This window comes from Vibrio sp. 2033 (assembly GCF_033339735.1).
Window position 1 is genome coordinate 1 of the sequence record NZ_JAWOVC010000336.1, and the last position, 712, is coordinate 712.

General features: G+C 47.8%; 1 protein-coding gene. It reads left to right on the plus strand.

All coding sequences use genetic code 11. The annotated features are described in order from the left end of the window. Positions 1-712: arginine N-succinyltransferase (locus tag R7P74_RS26435; protein ID WP_318123622.1), on the plus strand; the 712-nt coding region annotated here is incomplete at both ends.

Genomic DNA, 712 nt, shown 5'->3' on the forward strand with positions numbered 1-712 from the left:
TCTACTCATATCACATCAGTAAAGTGGTTCACTCTTCGCCAAAACTCGGCGTAAATAACGTCGTTAAACTACTGACATTTGGCAACAACTACACGGGGAACAGTGAGATTTGTACGCTGTTTCTACGCGAAAAATATCGCCAGGGCTTAAATGGCCGTCTGATGTCTAAGTGCCGTTTTCTTATGATGGCGGAGCACCCAGAGCGTTTCTCTAAAACCATCTTTGCCGAGATGCGTGGCGTCTCTGATGCGAATGGTAATTCTCCATTCTGGCAATGGTTACAAGAGCATTTCTTCTCTCTTGATTTCACACTTGCAGATTATCTTACCGGCATCGGCAAGAAAGGCTTTATCGCTGACTTGATGCCAAAGCTGCCAATTTACATCAACCTATTGAGCCCAGAAGCACAAGCGGTGATTGGTCAAGTGCATGACAACACGCGCCCAGCGCTGAAGCTGCTAGAGCGTGAAGGTTTTACCAACCGAGGCTACGTCGACATCTTCGATGGCGGTCCAACGGTTGAATGTGACTTACGCAATATCGAATCGGTACGTCATTCATTCCGTGCTCAAGTCAAAATCTCAGCGCATACCAGCACTCAAGACTTCTTGATGTGTAACTCGTCATTCGAGAACTTCCGTGCCGCTGCAGCAAAAGCTGCGTACGACGCAGAAACGCAAAGCGTTGTGTTGGCGCCTGAATTAGCTGATGC